This window comes from Desemzia sp. AGC72, assembly GCF_057334175.1.
Map to the genome: position 1 here is coordinate 257,662 of NZ_JBHFIG010000001.1, position 24,795 is coordinate 282,456.

The window sequence follows — 24,795 nt, forward strand, 5'->3', positions numbered from 1 at the left end:
TGTTTAATGATATGACAATATTCTGTAATAAAAGTTGCTCCTTGTAATGAACAAGGAGCAACTTTTTAATTCAAGTTTCTATATTTCATAATAGATTAAAAGAACAGCAATTATATATATACTTTTGTTTTTAAAAAGATGAGTCAAATAAAGTTTTCTATTCTTTTTTAATCTTGACTGTGCTATATTTATATCCAATAAAAGCAATTCATCAGTTCGCTTTCTTCTATTATCACCAATGAATTCCCACTAAAGAATTCTCTTCATAGATTGAACATATTCTTCACGTCCCACCACCATGATTGTCATCTATTTTTCTAATTTGAACTAATCCATTAAAATAATTACTGTAAATGCGGTAACACATAATTGACCACGATTTTTAGGGGGGGAACGGCATGATAAAAGTGTTGTTTTTTGTGTATTCACTGGACGGCGGCGGGGCTGAGAAAGCATTGATCGATCTGGTAGAAAATCTGGACAAAAGCAAATACGATATCACGATATACGCTTTTAAAGATGAAGGCATCTATAGGGACTCGATTCCGGATGGAGTGAAGTATCGGTCTTTGCTGCGGTTTAAACACTCGTTTTCCAGAAAAGTTACTAGCAAGCTGTTGATTAAATTGATTCATCCAGAGTTGATTTATCGATTAGCTGTAAGAGAGCACTATGATTGTGAGGTGGCATTTGTAGAGGGGATCGCAACACGGATCATCGCAAATTCAATCAATCCAAACTCCAAAAAAATTGCTTGGGTGCATTGCGACATGAGCCAACTGACGTATGCGCTGAAGGATTATAATGACGCCAAAGAACAAATCGGGGCTTATAAGCGGTTTGATCAGGTTGTGACGGTGTCTGATAATGCGGTGGAAGGATTCAAAAAAGGAGTCGCGCCTGAATTTGATCCAATAGTCGTTCCTAATTTGCTGAATGTCTCAAAGATACGACAAGCTGGCTTAGAACCAGCAGATGTACTTACGGATAACGACACGGTGGAATTGGTGACTGTTGGTAGATTGGAAGAAAGCAAAGGTTTTGACGTGTTGCTGCGAGTGGTTAAGCGATTGCGAGATGATGGGCTTAAGGTTCATTTGTCGATCATTGGCGAGGGAACTGAAAGGAGGAGTCTTGAAGACTACGTCACACATCATCACTTGAACAACGATGTAGCGCTTTTAGGGTTCCAAAAGAATCCTTACAAATTCGTGAGTAAAGCGGACATCTTCGTCTGTTCTTCATTGTCAGAAGGGTATAGTTTGGCGGTCGCAGAAGCGTTGATTTTTGGAAAAGCGATCGTGAGTACTCGGTGCGCTGGACCTGTAGAATTGCTGAAGAATGGGGAATACGGGATGCTGGTCGATATCAATGAAGAGGAGTTGTATCGAGGAGTAAAGAAAATGATCGTGGAAACCCACACCAGAGAATACTTTGCCTGCAAAGCCCATGAGCGGAGCCGGATATTTGATTTAGAATTGCAACTGAAAGAAGTAGAACAACTATTGGTCCCGCCTGTATTTGAGGAAGTCGTGAATGAATTGAACGTCAAATCGTAAACGTGGTTTTCGGGGGACTTGTTACGCCAGCTTTTCACTCTATGGATAAGAGGAAGTCGAACTTTATGGAAAATAAAACTGTTTCAATCATTATGCCGATTTACAATGCAGAAAGATATTTGGAACAAGGGATCCAGTCGATTATCAAGCAGACGTACAAACAGCTGGAAATCATTTTAGTCGATGATGGGTCAACAGATAAATCAAGAGAGCTCATAGAGGCATCAGAACAGAAAGATTCGCGAATCAGCTCTATTTTCCAAGCGCAGCAAGGAGCACCAACAGCTAGAAATGCCGGGTGTGAAGCATCTGTTGGAGAGTTCCTTTATTTCATGGATTCAGATGACTATTTGCCTGAAACGGCCATCGAAAAAATGGTATCAGCGAGTCTGCGGTACGACAGCGATTTAGTCATCGGACAATACCAGTTTATAAGTGAGGCAGGAAAATGGATCGGTGAGAGCAGTTTTATTGAGGAATTGAGTATTTCTTTGGATGGTAAAGCTACTAAGCAACAGTTATCATTGATCCCGCCTTTTCCAGGGAATAAACTGTATCGAGCAAGTATAATTAAGGGAAATGGAATCCAATTTGCGGATGTGAGAGTGGCTCAAGACTTGAATTTTTACTTAAAAGCGCTGCTTTTTGCGGCGAATCCGATCGTGGTTAAAGATTGGGCCTATTACTATCGGGTGCGTTCTGGAAGCATCAGCCACTCTTATGGTTCAAAAATGCTGGATGTGATAATAAGTCTGGAAGATGCCGAAATGTTCTACCAGCAAAATGGACAGTATGACCGCTCTTTTTTCAGCAATATCAAGTTTTTGCATTATTATTACCAGCTCATCAAAGTCCCGCAAATTCAAAACTACTTAGAACGCACTGAAACTTTTTTAAGCTTCAAAAAAGAATTTGCAAAGATCAAAAAAGCAGACCTCACAAAAGAACTCATCAATACTTTTTACTACAAATCAAAACTGAAACTCCGTTTTAGAAGACTTTATACGGGCTATTTTAACAGCAAAAGGCAGAAGAAAAAGATGGGAGTATAAACAATAAAACCGGTCAGGGCTACTCAATGGTGAGTGGGATTGACCGATTTTGTTGGTTAGAAGAAGGTTCCAGTAATTTTTGATCATAGAAAATAAGATAAAGAATTTTGTATAATTAAGTATGCGGCAGTTTTTCATTCGATTTGTCGGATATAAAAAAATATAAACGTTATCATCAATCGTGTACTAAATAGAAGATCGGGAGAGTTAAAATAGAGCAAAAAGTAAAATGAAGAGTGAATATTAACATGAAAAAACGTGAGTGTGTAGTTCAAGATGTATTAAGTAAAGTCTATCAAGATCATTATACAGATGGAAAGTTGCCTACTCAAAGAAGCTCAGCAGACCAGTATGAAGTTTCGTGGTACATCATAAGTGAGAAAATGATTAAAATCGCATTTTTTTGTTTACGTTTACATTTTGATGTGGTAAATTATTTATAACTTAAACAGGCATGTGACTGGTAGTGCAGGCAGGACCTAAATAAGTTGAATAACAATGTATGCGTTTTATTACGTATTTTCTTTGTTATCAATTTATTTAGATTCTGCCTGTTTTTGTGTTGAGGATGGCCACTTCGACTCAAAAATTCATCACTCAAAAAAGAAAAGAGGGAAACGTCATGAATTACAGACAAACAGCAGAAGAAGTTGTGCAATACATTGGAGGGAAAGAAAATGTCTCTCATCTAGAGCACTGCTCAACTCGTTTACGTTTTACATTAAAAGACAACAGCAAAGTGAACATGAGTCAGTTAGAAAAAGTGGATGGTGTTATCGGTGTTCGACAAAATGTTCAATGCCAAGTGATTATTGGAAATGATGTTGTGGAAGTTTACAATGAAGTAAAAGCTTTATTAGGTGACAGCCTTTCATATACTGGTGATGGTCCTAAACAAAAACAAAAATTAGGGTCAATTTTATTAGATTTTGTCATTTCTATTTTCCAGCCTTTAATTCCTGCTATTGCAGGTGGAGGAGTACTGAAATCATTATTGCTGCTGGCATCTATTTTAGGCTTGATCAGTGACCAATCCCAAACCTATCAAATTTTAAATCTTATAGGTGGAGCACCTCTTTATTTCTTGCCTATTCTGGTAGCAATGACTACAGCTAATAAACTGAAAGTCAGTCAATTGGTGGCGGTATCTGCAGTTGGTGCATTAATACTTCCTGAAATGACAACCATGCTGGCTGAAGGAGCTACGTTCCTTTCATTTGGACTCAACAATATAGCTTATGCTTCTCAAGTATTCCCAGCAATTCTAACAGTTTTATTTTATGCACAAGTAGAAAAATGGTTTACAAAAGTTTCACCAAAACCTATCCGTATTTTCTTTGTACCAATGATGAGTTTGTTAATATCAGTTCCGATTGCTTTATTATTATTAGGCCCTCTAGGCTATAATGTGGGTACAGCGTTCTCATCCATTATTGTTTCTCTATACAATCAGTTCGGATGGGTAGCCACTGGAGCATTAGCAGCAGTGCTGCCATTAATGGTTGTGACTGGAATGCATAAAGCCATGATTCCTTATGCTGTTTCATCCATGAGCGAATTAGGAGCAGAACTACTGTATCTTCCAGCGTCATTAGCGCATAATATCTCAGAAGCTGGAGCCTGTTTTGCGGTCAGTATCAAAACAAAAGATAAAAGACTGAAGTCTACAGCTGTTTCTGCAGGTATATCCGCGCTATTCGGAATTACCGAACCAGCTCTTTATGGGGTGACCATTCTGCATAAACGTGTCCTGTATGCTGTTATGTTTTCTAGTCTAATTGGTGGAGCATTTGCAGGAATTGTGGCACTTCAAGCATTCGCACTTGTTGGGCCAGGAATCGCGAGTATCACGATGTTTGCTGACAAAGCCAATTCAATGAATTTAGTATGGGCATTTGCTACTTTGGGTATTTCATTTGTTGTTGCATTTGCTGCAACTTTAGTTATTTATAAAGACAAAGCAACGATTGAAAATGAGGAAACTTTAGTAGAACCAACGATTATTTCAGATTCTATTCTTTCAAGTCCAGTGAATGGAAAAGTCATTTCTCTGTCTGAAGTGAAAGATGATGTTTTTTCAAGCGGCATGGTAGGTGAAGGGGTGGCCATTATTCCTGAAGAAGGGGTATTAGTAGCTCCAGAAGATGGAGAAATCACGATGGTATTTGAAACGAATCATGCTGTTGGACTAAAAACAAAAAATGGAGCGGAACTTCTTTTTCATATTGGTATTGATACTGTCAAATTAGAGGGGAAAAGTTTTGAGGCGTTTGTACAAACGGGGGAAAAAGTAGTAAAAGGACAAAAACTGATCACGTTTGACATTAATAGTATCAAAGAAGCAGGATTTGATCCGACAGTCATCTGTGTCGTAACAAATAAGGATAATTATACTATCAATTCATTTAATATAGAAAAATTAGTAACCAATGAAAATGATATTTTAACCATCAGTCCATTAGTTTAAGAAAATGGGATAAGGGAAAAAATAGAAATAGAATGTTTTAAAAATAAAGGAGACTAAATTCATGACAAATTCAATGACTTTTCCAAAAGGATTTTTATGGGGCGGCGCGCTCGCTGCAAATCAAGTAGAAGGAGCTTGGAATGTAGACGGTAAGGGTCTATCTGTGGCAGATGTCGCTACCTATAAACCAAATGTAGACAATAAAGATTATTCCGCGCATATGCATGTAACACTGCAATCTATTGAAGAAGCAATAGAAGCGAAAACTGATAAATGGTATCCAAAAAGAAGAGGTATCGACTTTTACCACCATTACAAGGAAGACTTAGCTTTATTTGCTGAAATGGGCTTTAAAACGCTTCGTCTCTCTATTGCTTGGACGCGTCTATTTCCTACTGGAGAAGAAATGGAACCTAACGAAAAAGGTATTGCTTTTTATGAGAATGTCTTCAAAGAAATGAAGCGTCTAAAAATTGAGCCAATTGTTACATTGTCTCACTATGAAATGCCTTTATCTTTAGCTGTGAAATACAATGGTTGGGTTAGTCGTCGAGTAGTGGATGATTTTGTTCGTTTCTCTAATGTATGTTTTGATCGATTTGGAAAGTATGTGAAATATTGGCTTACATTTAATGAAGTCGATAGTATTCATCGCCATCCTTTTACAACAGCTGGTATCATTAATGAAAAAAGTGCTAAAGGACAAGAAGAACAAGATGTGTACCAAGCATTACATCATCAATTTGTTGCCAGTGCATTGGTGACGAAAGATGCTCATGAAAAAATACCTGGGAGCCAAGTAGGGTGTATGTTAACAAAATTGATGACATATCCATTGACTTGTTCACCAGAAGACGTTGAGTTGACATTGAAAAAAAACTTAGAAAACAATTTTTACGCAGATGTTCAAGTCAAAGGAAATTATCCTGCCAGAATCGAAAAAGATTTGGAAAATCGAGGGATACAGATTAAAATGGAAGAAGGGGACCGAGAGATTTTAAAGAAATATACAGTAGACTTTCTTTCTTTCAGTTATTACATGTCTATGGCAGAATCTGCCGATCCAAATGCAGAACGGACACCAGGAAATACTGTTTTAGGAGTGAAAAACCCTTATCTACCATCAACAGATTGGGGATGGCAAATTGATCCCAAAGGGTTGAAAATTTCATTGATAGAACTATACGACCGTTACCAAGTACCTTTGATGATCGTGGAAAATGGGATGGGAGCGGTTGATAAGATAGATAATGGTGAAATTCATGATTCTTATCGTATTGATTATTTCAAAGCACACTTCCAACAAATGAAAGAAGCAATCGATGAAGGGGTAGATTTGATTGCCTATACAAGTTGGGGACCAATCGATTTAGTCAGCGCGGGTACTTCTCAAATGTCTAAACGATATGGATTTATTTACGTGGATGCAGATGATGAAGGCAATGGAACATATCGACGCTTGAAAAAAGATTCGTTTAACTGGTACAAGGAAGTCATTGAAACTAACGGTGCATCTTTGTTTAAGTAGTCCCGTTCTTTTTAGCCTAACGTTAGGGGGATAATGAGTGATTTCAATAAAAAAAGTCTTGAATTCAAGTGTGGTATTGGTTGAAGAAAATGGCAAAGAAATGATTGTTTTAGGTAAAGGCATAGGCTTTGGCAGGAAAACTGGTGATGTAATATCAGGGGATAAAGTGGATAAAACATTTCTGCCTTTTGAGGAAAAGAAATCTGCGCAAATATTAGAGCTAGTAGAAGAAATACCCATTGAATTCTTTGAAATTACTCGGATTATTGTTTCTGAAGCAGAAAAAGAACTAGGGAAAAAATTAAATCCGGGCGTATATTTAACGTTGACTGACCATGTGCATTTTGCAGTTGAGCGTGCTCAAAAGGGAGTAAATATAGCAAATCGATTATACTGGGAAATAAAAAGTTACTACCCTAAAGAATTTCAAATTGGGAAACATGCTCTTGTTATTTTAAACGATCAATACGGGATTGATCTTCCTAAAGAGGAAGCTTCAAACATTGCATTCCATTTGATTAATGCACAATCTGAAGATCCTGACAGTGGCGTTGGATTCAAGTACGCAAAAATGATTGGCGGAATCGTTAATATGGTTAGATACTCTTTGCAGAAAGATATTGATACAAATTCGATTCATTATGCTCGGTTTATTACCCATGTGCGGTTCTTTGTAGAAAGATATTTTTCTAATTCTTTATTGGACGATGGTGAAGAAGAGTTCTATAACCAAATGTGGATTTTATATCCAGCTGCAATGGAAAATGCAGTAAAGATCAAAGCTTATATTGAAAAAGTATATCATACAACAATACCAAATGATGAAGTTGTATACTTAGGTGTTCACATCAATCGGTTGATGAAGCATGCTAATGGGTGAGACCTTGCCCGCAAAAAAGAGATTGCTTTCAACCAAAGATTTTTATTTGAAAGCAAACGGAGAAAAACTTATTAATTAAAAGAAATTAACACCAAGGCTTTAGTCAGATTTTAGACTAAAGCCTTGTTTGAGTAGAGAGAGCTGATATTTGATGCATTAATTCATGTTAATGATTCTATTTCGGCTAAAACAGCTATTGCTTTATCATATTCTGAATTTGGACTGCCATCTAAATTTTTATCCGTTATTTCAAAGCCTAATGTTTGGTATAAACGGATAGCTGGATGGCTCCAAGTTTGCGTGTGCAAATAAATAGGAGAAGTAGTTTCTAGATTTTGCAGCAGCTTGAGAGTCTGAGTCATCATCGCTTTTGCGATACCTTTTCCTTGATAATCAGGTTTTACAGCGACCCAGTGGACCAACGGATAACGGCTTCCATCAGGCGTTTCTTTCCACCAAGCAGAACAAGTGCCGACTTTTTCTTCCGAAGGATCTATGACAAACAACATTCGCTGTTTCAACTCCTGAGGGTATGGCGCAAACTTTTCATTAAAATAGTCCATCGCTTTTTTCTCATCGTCAAACTCCGACACAGCTGTTTCAATAGCTGCCCATTCCAGTTCATCACCTTCTTGGTAAAGCTTAAAGTGAAACCCTTCAGGCAGAGTTTTTTCAACGACTGGAAGTTCTCGCTCGCGATACATCCAAATTTCTGCGTAAGGAATTGATTTATCTAACATAGGAGCACCTCGTTTTCTTATTGAGTATATTTACTGCTTAAAAAGTTTATACCAGTACAAAGTGGCATCTATTTGTGGATTAGAAGATTGTTTTAAGGTGTCGACTCCTCCTAATACGAATCCCTGTTTCACGTAAAATCTGCAAGCCCCTAAATTATCATCTTGGGCCTCTAGAGATATTCCAATAAGGTTTCTTTCTTTTGCCCATTCTTCTGCTTTAGTTAGGAGTAAACTTCCGATGCCGTGCCCTCTAAAGTCTTCTTTCGTAGCGATATTTTCGATATAACAGAAGCGATTCCAATCTTTAATGATTCTAATTTGTCCAATGCAATCATCGTTTTTATAAGCTAAAAAAAGAGCTTTATCTTCACTGTCTATATACTCGATCCAATCAAGTTCATCATCTGGGAATTGAATATCTTTAGTTTCATCAAATAACTTTTCTTCAAAGGACCACTTTCCTGATTGAAAACTAGGTATAACTTTACCAAACACTTTAAAAGAGTCATTTGTTTTATTAATGTCTTCAATTAATCCTTCTTTTAGTGGAGAAATGACGATTTCATCTACAATATTCATTTTAACACCTTCCTATTCCGAAAAGAATTTTACTAGCACAAGTTTAAATAGCTGTCCTATTTAATAATAGCGTACTATATTCTTAAATAAGATAATTCTCATTTTATCATAAAATTCTATATCGGTTGCGTCTTAATTCAACTTACTATTCACATTGTTATTTTATATGTAGTTTGTTACAATTTTAATTAGTACAATTAAGACGCTACTGGTCTTTAAAAAGATAACGAATATAGAGTTTAGAAAGGGAGAGACAAGGTTAGTTAAGTCATTACATAATTATTTATCTAGAATGAAAATACACAGGGACGTAAGTGGAGGAATAGAACATGAATCAAGATATCGAAATAAAGCAGTCTAAGAAATTTCCAGTTGGAGCAGCTGTGCTTTTTGCGGTGGTTTCTTTACTATCAGGAGTTTACACTACTCTTGCATTAGAAGAAGAGTTAGGTTCAGATCCAGAAATACTAGCAATAGCTGGTACTGTCGGGATTGTTTCAAGTTTACTATTTGCGTTTATTGGAGCTGGGTTAAAGTACATATTTACAAAATTTCCGATTCAGTGGATCTCGAAAGAAACAGAAGTTTATAAATACGACATTTGGTCTGCTGTTTTTTATACGAATACCATTACTGTAGGCTTGAATTTGCTGGTACAACAATTTGGTTTCCAAGGGAACTTTATCTTCAGCATGCTGATCAGTGTTTTGACGGCGGTATTGTTTCTTTTCTTCTACTTTTCAGGTGAGGAAAAGAACAAATCTGTAAAAAAAGCGGCTATTATTGTACAAATAGTGTTTTTGGTTTTAAACATTATTTTGAGTGTTGCTGCTCTAAGGTTTGTTAACGGTTTATGAGTCTATTAGAAAGTGGGATAAATAATATTGAAAAAGACAAACAAAGAAAAAACGAATCGTTCATTTTTACAGCGTATCGGAGATAAAAGAGCTCTTTTAACCATAGGCATCATTGTAATTATCGCCATGATTATTTTGATAGCTCAATTTTTTCAAAGGTCAAAAAATGGAAGCGAATCTGAACTATCTTATTCGGTTCATATTGTAAGAGAAGAAGATCCTATTTTATTTGATGGGAAAGTTCAAGCTGCTGAAGTTCAAGAAGAATATTACGATGCTTCAAAGGGTCTGATCGCTGAGATTCTTGTTGAAAATGGTCAAGAAGTAGAAGAAGGGACAGAACTATTTACTTATCGAAATGAAGAAAACCAGCAGCTGTTGGATGAGCAAAATCGTCAGTATGATCGTTTAACTCAGAGATACGCTGAAGCAGAAACAGAATTGGCAAATGCAAAGAAAGCATTGGCTACAGCAAATGGGAATATTGAAGAAAGCAATCGACAAACTCAGGCTTCCAACGATGTTAGTGAAGAAGAGTTGATGCTCAGTCCTGAAGCCGAAAAAGCTCAAAATCAATTGATGGAAGCTGAAGCCGATAAAGCGGAGGCAGAAGCTGCGATTGAAGGGGCAGAAATGGCGATGGATGAATTAGAAATACAAATGGAAGATATCGCCTATGAAGTTGAGAAACTAAAAAAAGAAATTTCTACAACTATTCAAGCAGACTTTAAAGGTGTCGTTGAATTGAGCGGAGTTGATCCGAGCAAGATGCAATCAAGCGAACAACCTATTGTACGTTTGATGTCGAACAACTTGAAAATCGAATCGTCCGTTTCAGAGTATGACTACAATAAGCTTTCAGTAGATAGCCCTGTCGATATCTATTTACTGAATTCTGACCGTGAGTTGAAAGGGAAAATTTCAAAAATCGATTCATTGCCAATGCAGGCGGAAGCTGAAGGAACCTCTTCTTCTCGCTACCATTTTACAGTCCTTCCAGAAGAATCCATTCAGTATGGTTTTTCGGTTCAAATCGGATACAGTGAAGGGGTAATGTATCTTCCGCAAAATGCAGTAATCGAAGAAGAAGGTAAAGCAATGGTTTACCTAAACAAAGATGGAATTGTTGAAAAACGAGAAGTAGTCGTTACAGAGAAAAGCAATCTCTATGTCATAGAATCTGGACTTGAAGCTGACGAAGAAGTCTTAATAAACCCTGATCCTGCTCTTTTAGATGGTGACGAAATTATGGTGATGTATGATTAAGCTGGAAAAAATCAGAAAAGCTTATAAAGCAGATAATGAATGGATACCTGTTTTGAAAAATATTGATTTAGAAGTCCACAAAGGAGATTTTCTCGCTATAATGGGACCGTCCGGCTCAGGAAAATCAACCTTGCTGAACTTGATCGGATTCGTTGATCGCAAGTATTTGGGCAACTATTATTTAGAAAACGAGATCATTACGTCTAAATCAGATAATGATTTGTCAAAACTGAGGAATCAACGTGTGGGATTCGTCTTTCAGCAGTTCAATTTGATTGAAACCTTGACGATCCGAGAAAACGTTGAGTTGCCGCTGCTTTATGACGGATGGAATTACCGTCAAACAAAGAAAAGAGTCGATGAACTACTAGAGAAACTAGGCATCGGGGATAAAGGAAATAAATTGCCTAAGCAATTATCAGGTGGCCAGCAGCAAAGAGCAGCCATTGCCAGAGCGATCATCAACAATCCCGATTTTATCATTGCTGATGAGCCGACCGGTGCGTTAGATACCAAAACGTCCAATGACATCATGAACGTTTTTAAGCAATTGAACCAAGAAGAAGGTGTGACCATTATTTTGGTGACACATGATCCGGAAACAGTGCATTTTTGTAATCGAGTGGTTCATATGCATGATGGCAAATTGAACGAAAAAGTGAGGTGAGTACATGAATCCATTAGTGTTTTTTAAAGGTTCTTGGAACTCCTTATGGAAAAATAAAAAAAGAAGTTTCTTAACGATGATTGGAATCATCATTGGGATTGCTGCCGTTAGTACCATCATGTCTATTGGGCGAGGATTTGAAAACTATGTGGTAAAGTCTCTAAACCCAGATGAAGGGGAATTATTGACGGTCGATGTTCAATTTTCAGCAGAAGATATGGATTGGATGTTCGAGACGAATGATCCGTTCTTTTCTGAAATGGATTTGCAGATGGTACAGAATATTCCAGGTGTTCAAGAAGCAGAGGTCCAAAAAGAGGATATGAGTTTTGCTTCCGTAACGACTATATTAGAAGGCGAAGAAACGTACTTAGATGTGGTCATGACAGAAGACACAGGAAGACCTGTTATTGCTGGAAGGCCAATTGATAGGCTAGACAACCTAAATGAAAGCCGTGTAGTGGTTATTCCCTTTTCTTTGGTAGAAGATCAATTTGAAACAGAAGCGGAAGCCGTTGGGCGAGGAATTGACTTAAGTGGTCAATTGTATACGATCGTTGGAGTTTATGAAAGTGAATTGGATTCATCAGGGCTGTTAGGAGGATTTCTTTCAGAAGAGATTGAGCTTCCGTCTAACAGCTATAAGCGTTATCATAATGAAGAGATGATGAACAATACTATGGTCGTAACGTTAGAAAGAGGTGCTCTGCCTTCAGATGTAGCTGATGAAACGGTTATGCTGCTTGAAGAAGAAGGAACGATGAGGACTATGGGAACATATGAGTATTTTGATATGTCAGCTCTGGATGATGGTATTTCAGAAGTTTTAGGCGGGATCACGTTATTTATTGCTAGTGTAGCGGGTATTTCTTTATTTATTGCGGGAATTGGTGTAATGAATATGATGTACATATCCGTTTCTGAGCGTACGAAAGAAATTGGGATTCGACGTGCCTTAGGTGCTTCTCAAAGCAGTATCCGGGCTCAGTTCGTATTAGAAGGCGTATTAATGACAAGTATCGGCGGAGTAATCGGCTACTTATTAGGCCTGTTATTTTCTTCTATCGCGGCAGCGTTATTGCCGTTTTCTGTTGGAGTCGATTTAGCGACTGTATTGATTTCGTTAGGTGTTTCTTCATTAGTCGGATTAGTGTTCAGTTATGCACCCGCTAATGCAGCCAGTAAGAAGGAAATCATTGATATTATCTAGTTGGTAAAACAGTAGAACCACTAGAAAAGAAACACCCCTATTTGAGACAGTTTGTTGTCATCAAATAGGGGTGTTCTGTTATTTATAGATCTTTAATCCTCAAACTTCAAACCCTTCAATGCATCAAACAATCCATTATCTTCAGGTTCTTCTTTCGTTTGTTTCTTCAAGTATTTCTGAACGGTTCGTTTGTCGGCTTTTCCAGATCCGGATTGGTCGCGGCGTTTCTTGAACGCGGACAATTTTTCGCGGTATCCGCATGAACAGGTAAAGATTTGACCGTCTCCTTCGCCGCTGAGTGACATTTTTTTCATACAATTCGGGCAACGGGCATTCGATTGACGAGAAACGTTTTTGCGGTAGCCGCATTCGCGGTCTTGGCAGACCAGCATTTTGCCTTTTTTGCCGTTAACTTCCAACATTGGTTTGCCGCAGTCAGGACAAGTTTTGGTCGACAGATTTTCGTGTCGGAATTTGCCGTCGGTTTGTTTGATCTCAGTGACCAATTCTTTAGTGAATTTTTTGATGTCTTCCACGAATTGTTCCTTCTTCAAGTTTCCTTTGGCAATAGCTTCTAACTTTTGTTCCCATTCGCCTGTCAGTTCTGGTGATCTAAGATCTGCTGGAACTAACTCTAATAGCTGTTTTCCTTTTGACGTGACATGGATGTTGTTGCCTTTTTTCTCGATCAAGAACGACTTGAACAATTTGTCAATGATGTCTGCTCGAGTCGCAACCGTTCCAAGTCCGCCTGTGGCTTTCAAGGTTTGAGTCAATGCTTTGTCTTTATGATCCATGTATTGACCAGGGTTTTCCATGGCTGTCAGCAAAGTAGCTTCGTTGAAGTAAGCTGGTGCTTTTGTTTGACCAGTGGTTTCATTGACGTAAGAAATGTTCAATGTGTCGCCAACTTTAATAGAAGACAAGGATTCGCCTGAACTGTCTTCTTTAGCGTCCGCACTCATGGTCGCTTCTTTCCACCCCATTTTGGTAACTGTTTTTCCTTTTGCTGTAAAGCGTTCTTCTCCTATCGTCGCGGTCAACGTAAACTGTTCGTATTCGTGAGCAGGCAACAAGACAGCGAAGAATCGTTTCACGACCAAATTATAGATGTGGCGTTCTTTTGCAGATAGTTTTTGCAATGGAACGACTTGTTCGGTCGGGATGATTGCATGGTGATCCGAAACTTTTTGATCGTTCACGAATGAAACTTGAGCTTTTATCGGCTGGTTCAATAGCGTTTTAGCGATTGCTTTGTATTCTCCGTGAGCACTGACTTTGATCCGATCTTTCAACGTAGGAACAATGTCACTCGTCAAATAACGCGAGTCAGTCCTTGGATAAGTCAGAATTTTGTATTGTTCATATAAGGTCTGCATGATGTTTAAGGTTTCTTTCGCAGAATACCCGAAAGCTTGATACGCATCACGTTGCAATTCCGTTAAATCGTATAATGCAGGTGAAAAAGTCTTCTTCGGTTTTTTCACTACATCGGTCACCACAGCGTTTTTGCCTTCAGTATGCTTCACAACTTGTTGGATCTTTTGTTGATCAAATGTTTTTGTATCATTAGATTGTGCGTCTTGCCAAATGAGTTTCAATGAGTGATCTGTAGCAGCTTCCGCCCCATAGAACGTCTTTGGTTTGAACTGGTTGATCTCTTCCTCGCGCTGCGCAATAATCTGCACAACAGGCGTTTGTACGCGTCCGCAATTCAGTTGGGCATTGTATTTGGTCGTCAACGCACGGCTGGCATTCAATCCGATGTACCAGTCTGCTTCTGAACGAGCCACAGCTGCTTGGAACAGGTTCTCGTAATTTTTAGCCGGCTTCAAATTCTTGAAACCTTCTTTGATCGCCTTGTCGGTGATAGACGAAATCCACAAACGCTTCATCGGCTTGTTGACATTGGCTTTCTCGATGATCCAGCGCGCCACCAATTCTCCTTCACGTCCAGCATCTGTAGCGATAATGATTTCCGACACGTCTTTACGCTTCAATTGAGATTTGACTGCATTGAACTGGCTTCCGGAATTACGGATGACCGTCAACTTCATGTCGTTCGGCAACATCGGCAAATCGTTCAAATTCCACGTTTTGTACTTTTGGTCATAGGTCTCAGGGTCAGCTAAGGTCACCAAATGTCCCAGCGCCCAAGTCACAATGTATTGATCTCCTTCAAAGTAGCCTTTCCCTTTTTTGGTACTGCCAAGCACACGAGCAATGTCGCGTCCCACAGACGGCTTCTCTGCTAAAACTAAACTTTTCATGTTAGAACTCCTTTGGTATTTTACTTATTTACCTAGTATAGCATAATCGGTGAATAGGGTATTGGATTCAAAGGCGTGTTTAATCTTAAATATATTCTATCAAAAAAAGCCTATTAGTGGTGACTAGGCTTCCTTTCGAAATTAAATTCTTATACGTTACATGGTTTGTTGTTTTACAGCGCTTCGAGTATTTTTAAGGTAAGCGATGACTGTTTTAATGACAGCAAAAGCTGGAACTCCAAAAATGATTCCAACAATTCCCAGCATCTTTCCTGCTACTAATAAAATGATAATAATCGTTAAGGGGTGAATAGCTAAAGATTTTCCGACAAACTTTGGTGTCAGTAAATTAGCATCTAATTGTTGAACAATGAGTATGAGCAAGGTTGTTAAGATAGCTGCTGTCGGAGAAATAGTTAAGGCCACAATGACTGCAGGCACACCACCGATAAAAGGACCAACATAAGGAATAAGATTGGTGAACCCATTAATAATAGCTAATAATAACGTGTAAGGAACTCCAATGAGTAAAAAGCCAAAATAGAGTAATACAGCAACGACGATACTTGCTAATCCTTTTCCACTGATATAAGCGGTAATCACCTCATTTGTCAGATGCAACAATTCAAAAACATGTTTTTGATACTTATCAGGAAATAGGTGGGTAACAGATAGTTGTAATTTTTTACCGTCATGGAACATATAAAACAAAATAATTGGGATTGTAATCAAGACAATGGTTAGGTTAGCCAGTTTTCCAATTATCGAACTGATGCTGGATGTGATATTAAATAAAAATGATTTGGATAAAGCGTTCAAAGAAATGTTTAATTGATTCAAAGATTCTTCTACATTAACATTGTCCAATGAAGATAAAAAGGCAAGGTCTTTAGTTTGAGCTTCAATATCAGAAATAATAGTAGGGATATTATCAATTAGGTCGGATAGCTGATTCATAAGTAGAGGAACCATGCTGATGATAAAAATAGCAGCTCCACTAAGAAATAAAACCATGACTAAGAGAATAGCGAAACTGCGTTTGATTTTTAATTTTTCAATGAGATTGATTAAAGGATTCAACAAGTAAAATAAAAATCCTGCACTTAAAACTGGGATAAACAATGTCGAAAACAAAACAAATATGGGTTGGAAAACAAAGCTTATTTGAGTTGCGTAGTAAACAATTAGAACAACGGCTAAAATCCACAGTGTCCAAAATAGTAATTTTGAAGATTTAAAAGTATTCATAAAATAGTGCTCCTTCTTAAGATAGTGTTATTAAGTATAATCTTGTGTGAATTAAGTCATAATTGAATCTGATAAGAATTAAACAGTGATTATTCAATTATCTAGAAGAATAAGGGGATTGTCCTGCTAGATCAATATAGAGCTGGTTTTTTTGAATGAGCAGCAGATAATTAATCAAAGAATTCATTTGATAACTCTATTATAAGTTATTCAATCTACAATGTATCCAATAATTTCAGTTATTTCAATACGCTCTGACATTGTTTATCCTGCTTCTGTTCTTCTTTAGAACATCTTGGTTTTTCAAGAGCTCTGATTTTCATCCTTTATTATTTGATTGTTCAATCAGTTGCTTGATGTGAACCTTTTGTTTAATATAAGATTCAACTTAAAATACTTATTTGAGGAGAACTGAATGAAAAAAAGAAGAATCTTTATAAGTATTATCCTGTTTATTTGCCTGGGTCTTGGTGTGAGTTATCCGATTATTCTAAATAAACTTATTGTTGATGAGAAGCCTGCACTGTCGGACGTGATTATTGTACCAGAGGGGCAAGAATATATCAGAGCGAATAAGGCTTCTGAGCTGTTACACGAAGGCTATAGCCGTTCCAATAAAATTATTATTTCACCTATGGTAGACACTAATGCAGAAATCTATGAAGAATTTGGTGTTGAACTTGAGCAAATTATTCCTGAGACTGAAGCTACCAGCACGTATGAAAATGCGGTTCATACGCTAGAAATCATGGAGGAAAGCGGATTTGATTCGGCTATTGTCACGTCTTCGGATTATCACATGCTGCGCACGAAAATGATTTATGAACGCGTCAATCGTGACTATGACTTTGAGCTGACTTTTGTGGCGGCTTATCAAGTTGTTGATGGTCAGCTTGTTCCATGGGATGAAGCAGGCGAGGAATTAAAAGAAGTTGCTAAGAAAGAGTTTTGGAAATATTGGGGCTATTTATTGGGATTGTATCATTTTATTGATGTGTAATTTTCTGGTGTTGACCGGGATTACATGTTGATGAGATGATGCAATTTTTTATTTTTGAAATGGATTAGCATCAGTTTACAAAAAAAACTGTCTCCTAAAGTAGAAGACAGTTTTTTATATATAATAAAAAATTTTATTTTTAAACACCTAGTTTTTCTTTTAACGCTTCTGTAAGAGTTAATGAAAAATTGATACCTTGTTCATTACCGAGTTCATTTAGGTAGTTAGGAATTGTGAGAGTTTTTTTGACGACTTTATTATCATGCTGTGCTTTATATTTTTTGAAATTTATATCCACTAGAGTTTTTATTTGAGCATCATTTTTATTATATTTAAGTTGATCTGGTAGTGGAAGTGGTTCTCCATTTTCTAATTTGTCAACACCTGCAAAGCCGATATAATCTCGAGCCATTGTGATAGCTTCTGCTAAGTCTTTGCCCTGCGTATAGCCTTCCATATCAGGTATTTCAACAAAATAGGGGAATTCTTGTTCACTATCAATTGTTATATAAATAGGATAAATATATGTTTTATTATCTATCATTTTTTTCACCTTTCTTTCAATGAAGCAATGGGCTATTTAAGCCCATGCTTCTTAATGAGTGCTTTTGCAAGACGTTCATTGGTTTCTTTGTGGCGAACAATTTGTTCTTTTGCTTTGCCATTTGTATAAATATCATGGTTACTACCATGTTTTACAAACCACCAACCGTTTTCCTCGAAAAGCTTGATTAAATCTCGCGTCTTCACATTTTCCTAAACTCCTTTCTACAGATTAATTATACGTGTTTAATACGTACTAATCAATAAGTAAGTAATAGAAAAATAAATAATTTTTATTAAAGGAGTAAACTGGTTGGTTATCCAGCTAGGGTATACTAAATTCTTATCAAGCTAAATCCTAGCAGTATCAACATTCCTGCGTTACTATAGTAGAGAAGATTTGAATTGGAGGAAATTAGTTTGTCGAAGAAGAATGTGTTTAGAGTTTCACTATTTTTGAATGTGGCTGTTATTATAGCCGGAATGATTATTTTTTTAAATCAAGGTGGTTGGGTGTATTTGGCAAATGGACCAAGTAAAGTCTCAGCGGATCAGCCTAAAGTAGACCCAATCGTTGAAATCAAGCAAGACAATTTTGAGCTTGGAGACAAGCAATCTAAAGAAGTGGTGTTTGCTGGAGATAGTCAGACGGATTACTTCGAATGGGGCGAGTATTTTGAAGGCATAACGGTCGCCAATAGAGGGGTCAGCGGCGATACATCAGGCGGTTTATTGAAACGAATCGATCAAGTGACCGAATTGAATCCCAAAAAAGTGTTTTTGTTGATTGGCATCAATGATATCCAACAAGATATTCCTGTAGAGACCATTGAGAAAAATTATCAAGAGATTATCGCTGCTATAAAAGAAGCGAACCCAGAAACACAGATTTATGTGCAAAGCGTCTTTCCTGTAGCTGGAGATTTGTATGAGAACAATCAATACAAACGAAGCAAACCGATCAATGAGACTGTAGCCAAGTTGAATAAAAATTTGGTTCAATTAGAAGGTGTGACTTTCTTGAATGTTGCAGAACAGTTTGGCAACGAATTGGCTGAAGAGTATTCCGTTGATGGATTGCATTTGAGCAAAGAAGGCTACGAGGTTTGGTTGAGTGAGATTGAGGAGTATGTAAAAGACTAAGTAAAGAATGGCCTCAAGACTTTTTGATAAAGATTCTGAGGCCTTTTTATTTAGTGTAGAAAGTGAGGTCAGGTAGATGAACATTGTGATTGCACCAGATTCATTCAAAGAAAGTTTAACGGCGATGGAAGCGGCCAGAGCTATTGAAGAAGGTTTTGCTTCAGTCTTGCCACATGAAAGTTATTATAAAATCCCCATGGCAGACGGAGGGGAAGGGACTGTCCAGTCTATTGTAGATGCGACTGGCGGTTCGATCAAATCTGTAACGGTAACCGGTCCTTTGTACGAGCCGGTGGAAGCTTTTTACGGATTGTCGGGAGATAAAAAAATAGCGGTGATTGAAATGGCTGCGGCTTCCGGGTTAGACAAGGTCCCTATGGAAAAACGCAATCTTTTAGTGACAACGACATATGGTTTTGGAGAACTAATTTGCGATGCGCTTGAAGAAGGCGTGGAAGAGATTTTATTAGGTATCGGAGGAAGTGCGACCAATGATGGCGGGGCCGGAATGGTCATGAGTATGGGCGGAAAGCTGTTAGATGAAAATAATGCCTCGATTTCAGCTGACGGACAGGGTCTGGGCAAATTGAAAAGTATCGATATTTCGGGATTGCACCCTCGCCTTAAAGAAGTTGTGATCAAAGTGGCTTGCGACGTCGACAATCCGTTGATCGGGAAAAATGGTGCTTCGCATATTTATGGACCGCAAAAAGGCGGAACACCAGAGCAAATTAAATTGTTAGACAGCCATTTAGCTCATTACGCGCAAGTGATTAAGAGATCGCTTGGAAAAGACATTGATCAAGTCCCGGGAGCAGGTGCAGCGGGTGGTCTGGGGGCAGGTCTGTTGGCTTTTATGGATGCTGATTTGGAACGTGGCGGCGATTTGCTGGTGGAGATGCTGGGATTGGAAGAGCAGATCAAACAGGCTGACTTGGTAATTACTGGAGAAGGCGGCATCAATCATCAGACGATTTTTGGGAAAACACCGGTTGCCGTTTCAAGAATTGCTAAAAAACATGGCGTTCCTGTGATTGCTATAGCTGGGATGCTCTCGAAAGGATACGAAAGCGTCCATGAAGAGGGAATCGATGCGGTATTTAGTATCCTGACTGAATTGAGTTCTCTTGATGAGGTTCTTGAAAAAGGGTATGAAAATTTGAAAGCAACAGCGGCTAATATAGCAAGTGTCATCAAAATAAGCAGAACTGCTGAAAAACCATCAAGGGAGCATTAACCTTGATGGTTTTTCAGTTTTATTCCGAACTAAATCAAAGAAATAAATAATAAAATAGTTTCTTTTTTATTCTTAAACAGACTTGTGCTATATTAAAACTACATCAATGCATTACCCACTTTCCTTCATTTGTAAAACTCACCGAGTACCACCCAGTATCATTCAAATTATCAAAAACACTACCAACACTTCTAATCATCCGCTTAAAACATTCATACCACAAACTATACTCTTAGAATACAAACAGGTCACATTTGTAAAGGAGGCGCGCTATGGAACAGAAAAGAACCTTCATTGGATTTGCAAACGGCTTTTTGATCTCCATTGTTTTATGGATATTGATCGGTTTGCTGATCAAATACTTATTTCTTTAGTTGATTTTTTTGACCGTAACGACTTTCTGTAATTCACGAGCATTATTGATATCGAAAGTTGAACTGTCGTTGTATTGTACATGATCGGCTGCGCACGCACTGGCTAGAGACAAGCATTCTGTCAGCGGTTGGTTAAGAGAAAGACTGCCTAAAAATGTTCCGACAAAGCAATCACCGGCGCCTGTATCGTTGACCAGTTCCACTGGAGGAGTGCTGACCTCATAAATTTCACCAGCATGACTGCAAATACTGCCGTCTTTTCCAAGAGACACGATCAAATAATCAATTTTTTCAGACAGCTCTTTGATATGATCTAAAAAGTTGTCGTCAGAAGGAACTAATTCTTGGACTTCAAATCGATTCGGTTTGATGAAATCGACACCTGCTTCAACAGCTTTCTTCAAAGCTTCCCCCGAAAGATCGCACGCAATAAAACACCCAATTTTCTTTAACCGCTCCAGCAACTCTTCTAAATCGCTCAAATCAAATCCGGGAGGGATAGAACCAGCAATCAAGACCATGTCATCTTGTTGGACTTTTTGCTCGACTTTTTCGTACAGCAATTCGATATCGTAATCCGTAACAGTAAAGCCTCTTTCTGTAATCAAGATGCTGCCGCCGATTCCTTCTTCGAGAATGACGTAGCTTTCTCGAGTAGCCTTGCCGTATACTTCCACAAAATCGTAGTCTATGCCTTTGTCCAATAGAATGTTTTCCAATTTTCCGGCATTGGTGGTTCCTGAAAATCCGAGCGCTTGATTCTTGACACCTAGCTGGTTCATGGCGTTAGAACCATGATGTCCTTTGCCGCCAATATCGTAAGTCACTTTGCGCAGACGATTATTTTTTCCTTTGGTGAGAGTGCCTTCGAGAAATAACAACCGATCAATGGTGGGATTCAAGGTAATAGTATAAATCATGTGGATAGCCCCTTTCATATGGATGTTTCTGCAGTTATTGTAGCACTTATCCTACTTCTATCCAGTATGATATGTCCTCCACGACCGAAAGCTTGAAAGATAAGGCTTTCATCAAGCAAAGTCCATCATTTTTTATTTACTTGATGGGCAGTTTGGTATATGATGGTTCAGGTTGATTTAGGAAAAAGAGCTGTTTCATGTGCAATAATGGCAGCTTAGATATTGGAGGATTACGATGAAAAATAAGATTACTTCCTATTTTGAACTTGAAGCGTTACATACGACAGTCAGAAGGGAAATATTAGCAGGATTTACGACCTTTATTTCAATGGCATATATTTTATTTGTGAACCCGAGTGTTTTGGGTGCAGCAGGTATGGATGAAGGAGCTGTGTTTACAGCTACGGCTTTAGCGAGTGCTATAGGGTGTATTTTGATGGGTGTGTTGGCACGTTACCCGATTGCCACAGCGCCAGCGCTTGGGATCAATGCATTCTTCTCTTATTCTGTGAGTGTAGGAATGGGCATTCCCTGGCAAACGACTTTAGCTGCAGTATTTGTGGCGTCGTTGATTTTTATGCTGATTACTTTTCTCAAATTGCGTGAACGGATCATTGAAGCGATACCGGCTGATTTGAAATACGCGATTTCTGGCGGTATCGGTTTGTTTATTGCCTTTATTGGATTAAGCGAAGGCGGACTGATCGTTTCAAATGAATCTACGCTCGTAGGTATGGGTTCATTGACTGTAGGCTCTACTTGGTTAACGATTTTTGGTTTAGTCGTAACGGCTGTGTTGATGATCAGAAAGACGCCAGGCGGTATTTTTATCGGAATGATTGCTACGATTCTTTTAGGATTAACAACAGACTTGATTCAAGCTCCTGATCAATTGGTTTCAGCAGCACCAAGCATTTCTTCAACGTTCTTAGTAGCGTTAGATCACGTCGGCGATATCAATTCGATCCAATTGTGGGTCGTTGTTTTGACGTTCTTACTGGTTACTTTCTTTGATACAGCTGGAACACTGGTTGGATTAGCAAATCAAGCTGGCTTCATGAAAGGCAACAAGATGCCGCGTGTCGGAAGAGCATTAGCGGCTGACTCAACAGCTATGTTGGCAGGTTCTTTATTGGGTACATCTCCTGTTGGAGCATATGTCGAATCTTCTGCTGGAATCGCTGTTGGAGGTCGCTCAGGACTGACAGCTGTTACAACGGGCATCTTCTTTATCTTTGGATTGTTCTTTTCACCGTTGTTGTCTGTGGTGACTCCGCAAGTAACTGCACCTGCTTTGATTCTAGTCGGTGTGTTGATGACTCATTCGTTGAGTCAAATCGAATGGAGCAAATTGGAGATCGCGATTCCAGCATTTTTGATTCTAATCGGCATGCCGTTGACATATAGTATTGCAGACGGTATCGCAATGGGCTGTATTTTCTATCCGATCACAATGATCGCTGCAAAACGCGGAAAAGAAGTTTCACCGGTCATGTATGCATTGTTCTTTGTGTTCATTGGATTTATGTGGATCTTGAACGTATAAGAGTAAAAATAGCGAGCAAATGGTTCACGAGACCAGTTCTCGCTTTTTTTGCGTTACCTTTAAGAGAGAAAATTTTGAAAAAGGGCATGCAAATGGAACTTCGGATCCCTAGCATCCAAGAACTGGGGATGCAATAGTAGGTAGGCTACCTATAATACTAAATGGAATAAGATATAAGGCGGGATAAAGTGATCAAGGCAGTTGGGTTGGATTTAGATGATACATTGTATGACAGGAATCAAGTATATGAGAAAACTCTTCATGCAATGGAGCAAGATGTAGTTACAACAGGAGTTTCCTTTCAAGAGTTCAATGAAGTTTTTCAAGAGGAATCTCAAAACGAGTTCCAAAAGTTTACTCAAGGATTAAAAGGAGAAACAATGTTTAAAGTCGATCGGGTTTTATCAACGTATGAAAGATTGAATCATTCAATCAAATACGAACAAGCGCTCAAGTTCAATGAGTTGTATTTAAAGTATAAAGAACAAATCGAATTGAGACCTGGAATGGAAAAATTACTAAACCACCTTCTTAATACCGATATGGAGTTGTTTGTTTTAACAAATGGAGCTAAAGAAACCCAAGCCAGCAAGATGGACTATTTAGGTATCGACAAATGGGTTTCATTTGAAAAAAGGTTTATCTCAGATGAAGTGGGTATGGCTAAACCAGATAAAGGTGTGTTCGACTTAGTAGAGGCGGCTCTGGGACTAGTTGGCGATGAGATTTTGTACATTGGAGATCACTACGAAAATGACATTCTTGGCAGTTTGAAGAATGATTGGACAGCGGTGCATTATGATGTGAATAATGAACGTGCAGGAGTTGAAGGCATCGCACAATTTTCTACGGATCTGGAAGTTTATGAATACGTCAAAAATTTACTTGTATAATTTAGATGATTATATTGGCCATCAAAAAAGGCATTCCTGTAAATTTACAGGAATGCCTTTTTCAGTTGCACAACATAGAATAGTATCTATTAGCCAGGAAATTTGTCTTATCCGCCCAATACAAATCCCACTAAATAAGCGACAAGAGCTGCGAGTCCGCCAACCGTCAACATTTCTAATCCAGATCTCAGCCAATTGGATTGAGTGATACGGGACTTCACAGCACCTAAAGTAAATAGCGTGGTACCAGTCAAAACAGAAGCTAGCAGAAATGCGTTTTCCAGCATGAATGGGATAAATGTTGAAAGGATGTAGGCTAACAAAGGAACCAAACCAAAAATAAAGAAAGAAAAGAATGTTACCAAAGCATTTTTTATCGGTTCTTCTTCTTTTTGGTTATTTCCGTATGCTTGACTTGATAACTGGTTCACAAAAGGGGTTTCGTATTTAGCTAAAGTCGCAGCAATAGCTTCCGCATCTTCTTTGGAGAGCCCTTCCGATTCATAGGCTTGCGTCATTTTTTGGACTTCTTCCTGGTAGTTGCTTTTAATAGCTAATTTCGTTTGGTGGGTTATGCCTTCTTGGTATTCTTTTTCCGACTTGCTGGACAAATAGTCTCCAACTGCCATTGAGAAACCATCCGCTAATAGGTTTGAAAAACCTAAAATAATAACGATTTTGAGGGATAAGGAAGCTCCCGCAACGCCTGATACGACAGCGAAAGTAGTGATAATCCCGTCCAAACCACCGTAGACCATACTTTTGATGTATTCGCCGCCTTGAAATTGTTTGGCTTTGCTTTTCATAAGAGTCACT

At 38.3% G+C, this 24,795-nt stretch carries 23 protein-coding genes; 15 read left to right on the plus strand and 8 right to left on the minus strand.

The genetic code is table 11. The features are described 5' to 3' along the window. Nucleotides 1–398: 398 nt before the first annotated feature. The 6 genes from ACE025_RS01155 (at nucleotide 399) to licT (ending at nucleotide 7,486) form a co-directional block, all read left to right on the plus strand. Nucleotides 399–1,559: a glycosyltransferase gene (locus ACE025_RS01155; protein WP_485936607.1), complete on the plus strand. Its 1,161-nt coding sequence runs from the start codon at nucleotides 399–401 to the stop codon at nucleotides 1,557–1,559. A gap of 65 nt (nucleotides 1,560–1,624) precedes the next feature. Then, nucleotides 1,625–2,611: a glycosyltransferase family 2 protein gene (locus tag ACE025_RS01160; protein ID WP_485936609.1), complete on the plus strand. Its 987-nt coding sequence runs from the start codon at nucleotides 1,625–1,627 to the stop codon at nucleotides 2,609–2,611. Between the two features lie 236 nt (nucleotides 2,612–2,847). Continuing rightward, nucleotides 2,848–3,054, plus strand: a complete 207-nt coding sequence (locus ACE025_RS01165; protein ID WP_485936611.1) for a hypothetical protein — start codon at nucleotides 2,848–2,850, stop codon at nucleotides 3,052–3,054. Between the two features lie 179 nt (nucleotides 3,055–3,233). After that, nucleotides 3,234–5,078 (plus strand): beta-glucoside-specific PTS transporter subunit IIABC, encoded by a 1,845-nt coding sequence (locus ACE025_RS01170; protein ID WP_485936613.1) that lies wholly within the window; start codon nucleotides 3,234–3,236, stop codon nucleotides 5,076–5,078. Nucleotides 5,079–5,139: 61 nt separating this feature from the next. Next, nucleotides 5,140–6,606 (plus strand): glycoside hydrolase family 1 protein, encoded by a 1,467-nt coding sequence (locus ACE025_RS01175; protein ID WP_485936615.1) that lies wholly within the window; start codon nucleotides 5,140–5,142, stop codon nucleotides 6,604–6,606. A gap of 37 nt (nucleotides 6,607–6,643) precedes the next feature. Further along, nucleotides 6,644–7,486 (plus strand): BglG family transcription antiterminator LicT, encoded by an 843-nt coding sequence (gene licT, locus ACE025_RS01180; RefSeq protein WP_485936617.1) that lies wholly within the window; start codon nucleotides 6,644–6,646, stop codon nucleotides 7,484–7,486. A gap of 161 nt (nucleotides 7,487–7,647) precedes the next feature. On the opposite strand, the gene ACE025_RS01185 is transcribed toward licT, so the two are convergent. Together ACE025_RS01185 and ACE025_RS01190 are read right to left on the minus strand one after the other, a co-directional pair. Next, nucleotides 7,648–8,226, minus strand: coding sequence for a GNAT family N-acetyltransferase (locus ACE025_RS01185; protein WP_485936619.1), 579 nt, complete (start codon nucleotides 8,224–8,226; stop codon nucleotides 7,648–7,650). A gap of 30 nt (nucleotides 8,227–8,256) precedes the next feature. Continuing rightward, nucleotides 8,257–8,805: a GNAT family N-acetyltransferase gene (locus ACE025_RS01190; RefSeq protein WP_485936621.1), complete on the minus strand. Its 549-nt coding sequence runs from the start codon at nucleotides 8,803–8,805 to the stop codon at nucleotides 8,257–8,259. 329 nt (nucleotides 8,806–9,134) lie between these two features. Here ACE025_RS01190 and ACE025_RS01195 point away from each other — a divergent pair, with 329 nt between their 5' ends. The 4 genes from ACE025_RS01195 to ACE025_RS01210 are packed head-to-tail and all read left to right on the plus strand — an operon-like array spanning nucleotide 9,135 to nucleotide 12,805. Continuing rightward, the gene (locus ACE025_RS01195; protein WP_485936623.1) at nucleotides 9,135–9,662 is read left to right on the plus strand and encodes a hypothetical protein; all 528 of its coding nucleotides are present in this window, start codon (nucleotides 9,135–9,137) and stop codon (nucleotides 9,660–9,662) included. 27 nt (nucleotides 9,663–9,689) lie between these two features. Beyond that, on the plus strand, nucleotides 9,690–10,928 hold the full coding sequence (locus tag ACE025_RS01200; RefSeq protein WP_485936625.1) for an efflux RND transporter periplasmic adaptor subunit: 1,239 nt from the start codon (nucleotides 9,690–9,692) through the stop codon (nucleotides 10,926–10,928). After that, nucleotides 10,921–11,595: an ABC transporter ATP-binding protein gene (locus ACE025_RS01205; RefSeq protein ID WP_485936627.1), complete on the plus strand. Its 675-nt coding sequence runs from the start codon at nucleotides 10,921–10,923 to the stop codon at nucleotides 11,593–11,595. Before ACE025_RS01200 ends, ACE025_RS01205 begins: the two co-directional genes overlap by 8 nt. A 4-nt stretch (nucleotides 11,596–11,599) precedes the next feature. Continuing rightward, on the plus strand, nucleotides 11,600–12,805 hold the full coding sequence (locus ACE025_RS01210) for an ABC transporter permease (protein WP_485936629.1): 1,206 nt from the start codon (nucleotides 11,600–11,602) through the stop codon (nucleotides 12,803–12,805). 92 nt (nucleotides 12,806–12,897) lie between these two features. On the opposite strand, the gene ACE025_RS01215 is transcribed toward ACE025_RS01210, so the two are convergent. Both ACE025_RS01215 and ACE025_RS01220 read right to left on the minus strand, forming a co-directional pair. Then, nucleotides 12,898–15,075 (minus strand): DNA topoisomerase III, encoded by a 2,178-nt coding sequence (locus ACE025_RS01215; protein ID WP_485936631.1) that lies wholly within the window; start codon nucleotides 15,073–15,075, stop codon nucleotides 12,898–12,900. Between the two features lie 156 nt (nucleotides 15,076–15,231). Continuing rightward, a complete protein-coding gene (locus ACE025_RS01220) occupies nucleotides 15,232–16,323 on the minus strand; it encodes an AI-2E family transporter (protein ID WP_485936633.1) in 1,092 nt (363 codons plus the stop codon). Between the two features lie 532 nt (nucleotides 16,324–16,855). On the opposite strand from ACE025_RS01220, the gene ACE025_RS01225 reads away from it, so the two are divergent. Next, a complete protein-coding gene (locus tag ACE025_RS01225; RefSeq protein WP_485936635.1) occupies nucleotides 16,856–17,323 on the plus strand; it encodes a YdcF family protein in 468 nt (155 codons plus the stop codon). 139 nt (nucleotides 17,324–17,462) lie between these two features. Here the strand turns inward: ACE025_RS01225 and ACE025_RS01230 are convergent, their stop codons facing one another. Together ACE025_RS01230 and ACE025_RS01235 are read right to left on the minus strand one after the other, a co-directional pair. Then, nucleotides 17,463–17,867 carry a type II toxin-antitoxin system HicB family antitoxin gene (locus ACE025_RS01230; RefSeq protein ID WP_485936637.1) on the minus strand — a complete coding sequence of 135 codons (405 nt, stop codon included), beginning with the start codon at nucleotides 17,865–17,867 and terminating at the stop codon, nucleotides 17,463–17,465. A 32-nt stretch (nucleotides 17,868–17,899) separates the two neighbouring features. Then, entirely contained in the window at nucleotides 17,900–18,073 is a 174-nt protein-coding gene (locus ACE025_RS01235) for a type II toxin-antitoxin system HicA family toxin (protein ID WP_485936639.1), read from the minus strand. Nucleotides 18,074–18,286: 213 nt separating this feature from the next. Between ACE025_RS01235 and ACE025_RS01240 the strand changes: the two genes are divergently transcribed. Together ACE025_RS01240 and ACE025_RS01245 are read left to right on the plus strand one after the other, a co-directional pair. Further along, entirely contained in the window at nucleotides 18,287–19,009 is a 723-nt protein-coding gene (locus ACE025_RS01240; protein WP_485936641.1) for a GDSL-type esterase/lipase family protein, read from the plus strand. A gap of 76 nt (nucleotides 19,010–19,085) precedes the next feature. Beyond that, complete coding sequence (locus tag ACE025_RS01245; RefSeq protein ID WP_485936643.1) at nucleotides 19,086–20,246, plus strand: glycerate kinase; 1,161 nt, start codon at nucleotides 19,086–19,088, stop codon at nucleotides 20,244–20,246. A gap of 370 nt (nucleotides 20,247–20,616) precedes the next feature. Here ACE025_RS01245 and ACE025_RS01250 read toward each other — a convergent pair whose 3' ends face one another. Then, nucleotides 20,617–21,540: a 1-phosphofructokinase family hexose kinase gene (locus tag ACE025_RS01250; RefSeq protein ID WP_485936644.1), complete on the minus strand. Its 924-nt coding sequence runs from the start codon at nucleotides 21,538–21,540 to the stop codon at nucleotides 20,617–20,619. A 235-nt stretch (nucleotides 21,541–21,775) separates the two neighbouring features. Between ACE025_RS01250 and ACE025_RS01255 the strand changes: the two genes are divergently transcribed. Both ACE025_RS01255 and ACE025_RS01260 read left to right on the plus strand, forming a co-directional pair. After that, the gene (locus ACE025_RS01255; protein ID WP_485936646.1) at nucleotides 21,776–23,086 is read left to right on the plus strand and encodes an NCS2 family permease; all 1,311 of its coding nucleotides are present in this window, start codon (nucleotides 21,776–21,778) and stop codon (nucleotides 23,084–23,086) included. A 188-nt stretch (nucleotides 23,087–23,274) separates the two neighbouring features. After that, a complete protein-coding gene (locus ACE025_RS01260; RefSeq protein WP_485936648.1) occupies nucleotides 23,275–23,979 on the plus strand; it encodes an HAD family hydrolase in 705 nt (234 codons plus the stop codon). Between the two features lie 107 nt (nucleotides 23,980–24,086). On the opposite strand, the gene ACE025_RS01265 is transcribed toward ACE025_RS01260, so the two are convergent. Next, the gene (locus tag ACE025_RS01265) at nucleotides 24,087–24,785 is read right to left on the minus strand and encodes a VIT1/CCC1 transporter family protein (protein WP_485936650.1); all 699 of its coding nucleotides are present in this window, start codon (nucleotides 24,783–24,785) and stop codon (nucleotides 24,087–24,089) included. Between the last annotated feature and the right edge of the window lie 10 nt (nucleotides 24,786–24,795).